Source organism: Alphaproteobacteria bacterium (genome assembly GCA_030680745.1).
GTDB lineage: Bacteria > Pseudomonadota > Alphaproteobacteria > JAUXUR01 > JAUXUR01 > JAUXUR01.
The window spans coordinates 1-7,506 of sequence record JAUXUR010000082.1; the positions used below are offsets into that span (position 1 = coordinate 1).

Sequence of the window (7,506 nt, forward strand, 5' to 3'; positions counted from 1 at the left end):
CATTTTTTGTTTCACTTCGACTTAATACCCAAATAATCTAAAACTACCGTTTTTAGCCGATGACCTTTGGTCGCTTTTTGAACCAAAAATTTCTAAGGTAAAACAATTATCTGTCGAAATTTTCGGCATCAAAAATCACCTCAAATCTCATGCCTAAAAATCGGCATTTTCAAATCATTTGGGTATAGATATAATCTTTAAAACAAAACATGCAACTCATGCTGCGCGTTATTTTCACAAAGTTTATAATAAGCCCTTGCTGCAGCTAGGTTTTTATGATCTTCCATATAGCTGACATTTGTATCATTATCGTGATGCATTTTTTGAAGTCGTTCAATTTGATGCTCTAAATGCTTATATTCTTGATGGCATTCTTCATGTATGTTTAATAAAATTTGATGATATTCATATAATTCTTTATCATCAAAGCCTTCATGCTCTCTTTTTTTATTGTCAGGTTGTGCGCGAGGATCTTCATGCTGAAAAAGTGTTACCAAATCTCCACGATTAATACGATCGGATTCATTAAGCATGTGATCATAATATGATCTATAATTTGCGTGAGCCTCATTAAGGATTTCTTCACTTGTCATTCCATCAACTTTGTACGATTCTGAAAAACAAGGTTGAATCATTGCGCCAAATAGAGTAAAAACCATAAGATATATTTTTTTCATCTTGTCCCCCGTTGATGCCTCATATATCAATCATAATGAGGATAAGATTAAAAAATCGTTAAACATTAATACTGTGGAGTTTTAATCTATGTCCGTAATGTCAGATAAGTGGATTCGTGAAATGGCCCAAACGCAGGGCATGATTTCGCCTTATGTTGAGTCTCAAAAACGTGCAGGGGTTATTTCTTACGGCGTATCTTCTTATGGTTATGATGCGCGCATTGCTACTGATTTTAAAATATTTACAAATGTTGATTCAGCTATTATAGATCCAAAAAATTTCTCCGATAAAAGTTTTACAACGCGCGAAACAGACGTGTGTATTATTCCGCCTAATAGTTTTGTATTAGGGCGTACAGTCGAATTTTTTAAAATTCCACGTGATGTATTGGTTATTTGCTTAGGTAAATCAACTTACGCACGTTGTGGCTTAATTGTGAACGTAACACCACTAGAACCTGAATGGGAAGGTCACGTCACACTTGAAATATCAAACACCACGCCATTACCTGCAAAAGTTTATGCCAATGAAGGCATTTGCCAATTTTTATTTTTAAAAGGCGATCAGATTTGTGATGTGTCTTATGCAGATAAAAAAGGAAAATATATGGGGCAAGTAGGCGTCACCCTACCAATCTGCGAAGTCGCCTAGTATAACTATCCATATTATGGACAAATTCGTCGTCAGCGTTGCGCTTCCAGTGCTCATGTACTTTAAGTACACTCCGCGCCGGTTCTCACGCTTTCTAGACTTTGTCTCATAATATGAATAGTTAAAATTATAAAATTAAGGAAAAAATTAAATATGGATAAAATTAGAGTTCGTGGCGGTATTCCGTTAAAAGGCGAAATTCACATTAGTGGTGCTAAAAATGCAGCCTTACCTTTATTGGTTGCAAGTCTTTTGACGGAGGAGACCTTAACGCTCTCTAATTTGCCACATTTATTGGATATCACAACATTAGCCAATCTTTTAGTACATCATGGCGTCTCCATTTCAATGGATGGAAGTGCGCCTGGCGGACATGTTGGTCGCGTCTTATCGTTGACTGCGCAAAATATTACAAGCACCGTTGCACCTTATGATTTGGTGCGTCGTATGCGTGCGTCTATTTTAGTGTTAGGACCTCTTGTTGCCCGTTTTGGGCACGCAACTGTTTCAATGCCTGGTGGTTGTGCAATCGGCACAAGACCTGTGGATCTTCATTTAAAAGGTTTGATGGATTTAGGCGCTGAAATTGATTTAAGCTCTGGCTATATTGAGGCGAAGGCGCCTAATGGTCTTACAGGTGCGCATATCGTTTTTCCTTTTGTGTCTGTTGGTGCTACTGAGAATTTATTAATGGCGGCCACCCTTGCTAAGGGGGAAACAGTTTTGTCCAATGCAGCACGTGAGCCAGAAGTCAGTGATTTAGCGCATTGCCTTATTGCAATGGGGGCTAAAATTGAAGGTGTTGGAACGGATACGTTGCGTATTCAAGGTGTTGAGAAATTACATGCGGCATCTCATACCGTTTTACCAGATCGTATAGAAACAGGTACTTATGCTATAGCTGCAGCCATTACTGGTGGAAAAATCAAATTAACAGGGACACGGGCCGATACAATTCAATCTCTTATAAGTGTTTTGACATCAGCGGGTGTTGATGTTGAATGTCATGATGATCATATTATTGTCTCTGCTCTTGATAGACCCTTAAAGGGTATCGATATTACAACAGAACCTTATCCTGGTTTTGCAACTGATTTGCAAGCTCAATTCATGGCATTAATGTCCGTTGCGAATGGTGCTTCGATGATCTCCGAAACAATTTTTGAAAATCGTTTCATGCATGTCCCTGAATTGCGCCGTATGGGTGCCGATATTAACGTACATCATTCAGCGGCAATCGTACGGGGCGTACAAGAGCTTACAGGTGCGCCTGTAATGGCGACTGATTTACGTGCTTCTGTATCTCTTGTTTTAGCAGGACTCGTTGCAAAAGGTGAAACGCTTATTCATCGTGTGTATCATCTTGATCGTGGCTATGAACGTTTAGAAGAAAAATTAGCTGCTTGTGGTGCGGATATTATGCGTATTCGCGAAGAATAAGATTATTGGTTTTGAATGCAAAAATGCGTAGTTTTAAAGCTACGCATTCTATAGTTCATGTTTATTGATTTAATTAAGCGATTTTTTGAAATTGCTCTCTACATAAGAACCATTCGTATTTCCATTTCCAAAATCTATATAGATATTACCTAATAAACTGGATAGTTCATCCTCAAAATTTGTTTCATGTTCATTGGTGTTGGCATTTTGTAGACCTTGTTCCAGTTCAATTTCTGGAGTCTCAGGATGGGAATCATGCTTTTTGGTCTTGTTTGTATTTAATGTATCTCTTATATCTATCTGATTTATGATGATTGTGTTAGTATTCGATTTGTAACAACCATCATTATATAAAGATAATTCGTTAATAGATTCATCTGAATCATCATAAAATTCATCTATTGTTCTTTTGGTTGCTCTATTTTGTATATATGTCAGGTTATTATTTCTTTTAAATTTTTTGCGTTTAGTGGTGTTGTTGTTTGAGTCAGCTTTTAATTCAATTTTATGTTGGTCCGCATCTAAATCCATTTCATCACCCGAACCTGCATTTGCAGTATAATTTAAAAACATAGCGAATAAAAACAATGATACTTTTGTACTAAACTTCATTTTGAATCTCCATTAATGAAATATTTATGCCACACTATCATATTTTCATTGTAAAAAAAACATTTTACTTTTAGTTGATGTATTTATGTTTATGGCATTTTTTATCAAAAAAAAAATGTAATATTAACTTAAAATATTTTGTTTTTAAAAATTTTTTTATGTGCTCTAATTAAAATATCACTAAAAATAGCTTTAATAATCTATAGGGAGTTTTAAGATGTTTAAAATCCTGCTTACTGTTTGCTTGTTTTTTAGTTTTAATCTTCAGGCAAAAGAATATTATTTAAAAAATTACAGCTGTGATGATGACCATTATATACGTTATGGCTTTTTTTTTAGTGAATCAGAAAAGCAACCTCAAAAAACACTCATTATTTTTTTACAAGGAATTAAATCTTTTATAGAAAAACATGGGGAAACAATCGATATTTTAAATGATAGCGGTTATGATGTTTTTTCATTTGATTGGCGCTCTCAGGGAGGATCGTCACGTTATCTTGAAGAAGATACACAAAAAATACATATTCCATCATTCGATATTTGGTTAGATGATCTTGATAAGGTGTTGAATTTTAAGAAAATTAAAAAATATGAAAATATTATTTTTATTGGTGTGTCAATGGGTGGACATTTGTTGCTACGAAACCTATTAGAAAGAAATTCATGGATGAAATTACAGGTGAGGGGGGTTATTTTTTTAGCGCCCATGATCGATCTATATACGTATAATCTTCCATATTCTTGGACGCAATTATATGTTAAATATCAAGTTCTAAAAAACCCTTTTGACTTTGCTATGGGATATAAACCATATGACTTTAAAGAAGGTTATAAAGATCACGAATTATCAACTTATGATAAGAATCGTGCAATGACAGCTTTTGATATGTCTCGTCTCTGTCCAGAATTTGTAACTTCAGGCCCCACATGGTATTTTCTAGATAAGATGCTCGATTCTTTGGAAACACTACACGCAAATCCAAAACAATTTAACGATATACCTTCCTTATGGGTTATTGCAAAAGATGACGTTATTATTAATAATAGTCGCATATTAGAATTTATGAGTAATTACTCTGAGCTTAGAATTTATGATGATGCAAAACATAATCTTTTTGAAGAAAAAGATGAGGTTAGAGAAAGACTTTTTGTTGATATAGCATCTTTTATTAATAAAGTTATGCCATCGATATAATTATCTATACCCAAATGATTTGGAAATGCCGATTTTTAGGCATGAAATTTGAGGTGATTTTTGACGCCAAAAATTGCGACAGATAATGGGTTTACCTTAGGAATTTTTGGTTCAAAAAGCGACCAAAGATCATAGACTAAAAACGGTAGTTTCAGATTATTTGGGTATATGATAAGTAAGCAGAAATATAAAAGGAAGAAGTCTTATGTTTACGGCTAAAATGCATGCAGATGAAGTTGATATTAATTTTCATCTTGTACGCAAATTGCTTACGGCGCAATTCCCTGATTGGGCAAATTTAGAACTAAAACTTATACGCCCTGAGGGAACTGACAACGTCATGTATAAGCTAGGGGATGATAAAGTAATACGACTACCGCGCACAGAAGGATCGGCAACGAATGTAAAAAAAGAATGTCGATGGCTACAACATCTTGCGGCATTGCTTCCAATTGTCATACCCACACTTTTAGCAGAGGGTAGACCTAGCGCAGACTACAATTTACCCTGGTATATTTGTCAATTTCTGGAAGGAAAAAATCCAAACACAGAAATGATGCTTGATCATCATCAAACGGCTATTGATTTAGGCAATTTTGTGAGTACCATGCAAAAAATTGACTCAAAAAACGGCCCAAAATGTAGACGAGGTCAGCCACTAAATACGCGCGATCAAGAAACACGAGAAGCTATTAATTTATTGAGCAATACTTACGATGCTGATCTGGTAACCGATATATGGGAATCAGCTTTAGCAGCACCAATATGGTCAAAACCGCCGGTTTGGATTCATGGAGATCTACATGCTGGAAATCTGCTTGCTCAAAACGGTCGTATAACAGCTATTGTTGATTTTGGATCTGCTGGGATTGGTGATCCTGCTTGTGATTTGATGGTAGCATGGACGTTACTAACCAGTGAGACTCGAGACACATTCCGTTCAATCGTACAGCCGGATGATGCTACATGGGCTCGTGCCCGTGGTTGGGCGCTGACTTTTGGTATTGTCGCTTATCCTTATTATCGTTTGAGCAATCCTGTGTTTGCTAGTATTGCCAAAAGAGCACTTGACGAAGTTCTTACTGATTATAAATAGTAAATACAGAGGGGTAAATGATTACAGGAATTAATCACATCAACATTGCAGTTCAAGATATTGATATTTCATTTAAATTTTATGAAGAGGTAATGGAATTTAAACCATTATGCAAATCAGAGGGCAGTGCGTATTTTTTAGCCGGAAGCCCAAATTTACCTGCTTGTGTATGGTTTTCATTAGATCTTGATCGTGAAAAAAACGTATCCCAACATCGTGTAATTCACATATTGCTTTTTCTGTATCTGAAGAAAATTTCTATGAAATGTCAGCGCGCATTTTAGATTCTAAGTGTAAAGTGTTTAAAGAAAATACGTCACCAGGAAAATCCTTATATTTTTTAGATCCAGACGATCACAAACTTGAAATCCATGTGGGCAATTGGCAAAAACGGATTCTAGATAAAAAAGAAAATCCTGGGAACTGGAAAAATGTTGAATGGTTTGTATAATTATAAAAATAAATGGTGTGAAACTTTTATTTTGATTAGGATTTGTGATGGCATCCCAACAAAAATTTATTGACTACATTCTTGATCAAATTGCAGAAGCAGGATTGGTTTCTGCGAAAAAAATGTTTGGTGAATACGCAATTTATTGTGACGGCAAAGTGGTTGCTTTTTTTTGTGATGATCAACTTTTTGTTAAACCTACACTTGCTGGAAAGGCATTTATTGGTTCTTTTGAAGAAGGATTTCCATATCCAAAAGCAAAACCCCATCTTTTAATTTCAGATGAAAAATGGGAGGATCAGGAATTTTTAACCAATCTTATTAAAATCTCTGCAGCAGAATTACCTTTACCCAAAATGAAACAGAAAAAATGATACGATATCTACTGAGTTATTCAAACATGTTGTGATCTTAATATATGATCATCTAAGATTCGTTGACGTGCTTTAGGATTAGGTTTAACAGAATAAAGTTCTTCAAAGGTCAGTTTAGTCTTGCTTTGTTTTCTAAATTAGAAATTCAATCCATTGCTTTCCATAATATATATTATGAGATCGATATGGTAGCAAAATACGCCTTACAACTTTCCTATCGATGGCTCTATTTCTTTTTTTCTGCTGTATTTTTTTTGTTCAGCAAATTAATTGTCAATCCATCCGATCAAATATAATGTTTCTCAAAGCCTGTTTGGTGCTCAATCTTCTTTTTTCTGCTTTAAAATATTAGGATCCCACCATAAAGGTGCACTTTCTTTATAACTGTGCTGTTCTCCAGGCATTATTAAATTAGGGTTGTTCAATGAAGCAATAGTTATGCAGATATTCGAATATCCTTCGTTGAGTGCTCCAAGTAGCCCTCCACATTTTTGACAAAAGCAGCGTTGGGTTTTTTCTGAAGATTGATAAAAACCTGGGTTTCTTGTACCATTCCAACGAAAAGTCTCCAGTGGAAACTCTACCCAAGCAATTGTTGGCGCACCAGACGATTTTTGACACATGCTACATGAGCATAGATGTGGGTTGATTGGCTCACCTTTAGCTATAAAGGTAGTTTCATTACATAAACACCCACCAACATATTCTGGTATTTCTTTATGTTCCTCGCTTTTCATAATGTTATCCTCTTTAAATGCTTTTTAAGAAATATGCGTGAATGATTGAACCAATAATTTTTAATTTCACCCATGCGTTCATAACCATTTTTTAAATAAAATTTTTCTGCTTGAAAATCCCATGTATCTGTAATAGAAAAAATACATCCATGTTTAACGCCCTCTCCTTCTGCTTGGTCTAATAATTTTTTGCCATAGCCTTGTTTTCTAAGAGTTTCGTCAACCCACAATTGGTCAATATAGACTGACTCCTTATCAAAAAATGCCTGTAT

11 protein-coding genes are annotated in these 7,506 nt (G+C 35.2%); 7 read left to right on the top strand and 4 right to left on the bottom strand.

Features of this window, described 5'->3' with window-relative positions; translation table 11 throughout:
* Positions 1–197: 197 nt before the first annotated feature.
* Positions 198–677 carry a hypothetical protein gene (locus Q8L85_10310; GenBank protein ID MDP1725077.1) on the bottom strand — a complete coding sequence of 160 codons (480 nt, stop codon included), beginning with the start codon at positions 675–677 and terminating at the stop codon, positions 198–200.
* A gap of 88 nt (positions 678–765) precedes the next feature.
* Between Q8L85_10310 and dcd the strand changes: the two genes are divergently transcribed.
* Together dcd and murA are read left to right on the top strand one after the other, a co-directional pair.
* Positions 766–1,329 carry a dCTP deaminase gene (dcd, locus tag Q8L85_10315; GenBank protein ID MDP1725078.1) on the top strand — a complete coding sequence of 188 codons (564 nt, stop codon included), beginning with the start codon at positions 766–768 and terminating at the stop codon, positions 1,327–1,329.
* Between the two features lie 153 nt (positions 1,330–1,482).
* Positions 1,483–2,769, top strand: coding sequence for a UDP-N-acetylglucosamine 1-carboxyvinyltransferase (gene murA / locus Q8L85_10320; protein ID MDP1725079.1), 1,287 nt, complete (start codon positions 1,483–1,485; stop codon positions 2,767–2,769).
* Positions 2,770–2,838: 69 nt separating this feature from the next.
* Here the strand turns inward: murA and Q8L85_10325 are convergent, their stop codons facing one another.
* Entirely contained in the window at positions 2,839–3,381 is a 543-nt protein-coding gene (locus Q8L85_10325; GenBank protein ID MDP1725080.1) for a hypothetical protein, read from the bottom strand.
* Between the two features lie 217 nt (positions 3,382–3,598).
* Between Q8L85_10325 and Q8L85_10330 the strand changes: the two genes are divergently transcribed.
* The 5 genes from Q8L85_10330 to Q8L85_10350 all read left to right on the top strand — a co-directional run bounded on the left by Q8L85_10330 (position 3,599) and on the right by Q8L85_10350 (position 6,497).
* On the top strand, positions 3,599–4,576 hold the full coding sequence (locus Q8L85_10330) for an alpha/beta hydrolase (GenBank protein MDP1725081.1): 978 nt from the start codon (positions 3,599–3,601) through the stop codon (positions 4,574–4,576).
* 205 nt (positions 4,577–4,781) lie between these two features.
* Positions 4,782–5,672 (top strand): aminoglycoside phosphotransferase family protein, encoded by an 891-nt coding sequence (locus tag Q8L85_10335; protein ID MDP1725082.1) that lies wholly within the window; start codon positions 4,782–4,784, stop codon positions 5,670–5,672.
* A 17-nt stretch (positions 5,673–5,689) separates the two neighbouring features.
* Positions 5,690–5,956: a VOC family protein gene (locus Q8L85_10340; GenBank protein ID MDP1725083.1), complete on the top strand. Its 267-nt coding sequence runs from the start codon at positions 5,690–5,692 to the stop codon at positions 5,954–5,956.
* The gene (locus Q8L85_10345) at positions 5,938–6,123 is read left to right on the top strand and encodes a hypothetical protein (protein ID MDP1725084.1); all 186 of its coding nucleotides are present in this window, start codon (positions 5,938–5,940) and stop codon (positions 6,121–6,123) included. The genes Q8L85_10340 and Q8L85_10345 overlap by 19 nt, the downstream gene beginning before the upstream one ends.
* 47 nt (positions 6,124–6,170) lie before the next feature.
* Positions 6,171–6,497, top strand: coding sequence for a TfoX/Sxy family protein (locus tag Q8L85_10350; protein ID MDP1725085.1), 327 nt, complete (start codon positions 6,171–6,173; stop codon positions 6,495–6,497).
* Positions 6,498–6,817: 320 nt separating this feature from the next.
* Here the strand turns inward: Q8L85_10350 and Q8L85_10355 are convergent, their stop codons facing one another.
* Together Q8L85_10355 and Q8L85_10360 are read right to left on the bottom strand one after the other, a co-directional pair.
* Positions 6,818–7,234, bottom strand: a complete 417-nt coding sequence (locus Q8L85_10355; GenBank protein ID MDP1725086.1) for a GFA family protein — start codon at positions 7,232–7,234, stop codon at positions 6,818–6,820.
* On the bottom strand, positions 7,231–7,506 hold a 276-nt coding region (locus Q8L85_10360), incomplete at its 5' end, for a GNAT family N-acetyltransferase (GenBank protein MDP1725087.1). The genes Q8L85_10360 and Q8L85_10355, both read right to left, overlap by 4 nt.

Coding starts and splice junctions, on each gene's coding strand:
- Q8L85_10330 (MDP1725081.1), top strand. CDS start 3,599: ATGTTTAAAATCCTGCTTACTGTTTGCTTGTTTTTTAGTTTTAATCTT.
- Q8L85_10350 (MDP1725085.1), top strand. CDS start 6,171: ATGGCATCCCAACAAAAATTTATTGACTACATTCTTGATCAAATTGCA.
- Q8L85_10355 (MDP1725086.1), bottom strand. CDS start 7,234: ATGAAAAGCGAGGAACATAAAGAAATACCAGAATATGTTGGTGGGTGT.
- dcd (MDP1725078.1), top strand. CDS start 766: ATGTCCGTAATGTCAGATAAGTGGATTCGTGAAATGGCCCAAACGCAG.
- Q8L85_10335 (MDP1725082.1), top strand. CDS start 4,782: ATGTTTACGGCTAAAATGCATGCAGATGAAGTTGATATTAATTTTCAT.
- Q8L85_10310 (MDP1725077.1), bottom strand. CDS start 677: ATGAAAAAAATATATCTTATGGTTTTTACTCTATTTGGCGCAATGATT.
- Q8L85_10340 (MDP1725083.1), top strand. CDS start 5,690: ATGATTACAGGAATTAATCACATCAACATTGCAGTTCAAGATATTGAT.
- murA (MDP1725079.1), top strand. CDS start 1,483: ATGGATAAAATTAGAGTTCGTGGCGGTATTCCGTTAAAAGGCGAAATT.
- Q8L85_10325 (MDP1725080.1), bottom strand. CDS start 3,381: ATGAAGTTTAGTACAAAAGTATCATTGTTTTTATTCGCTATGTTTTTA.
- Q8L85_10345 (MDP1725084.1), top strand. CDS start 5,938: ATGTCAGCGCGCATTTTAGATTCTAAGTGTAAAGTGTTTAAAGAAAAT.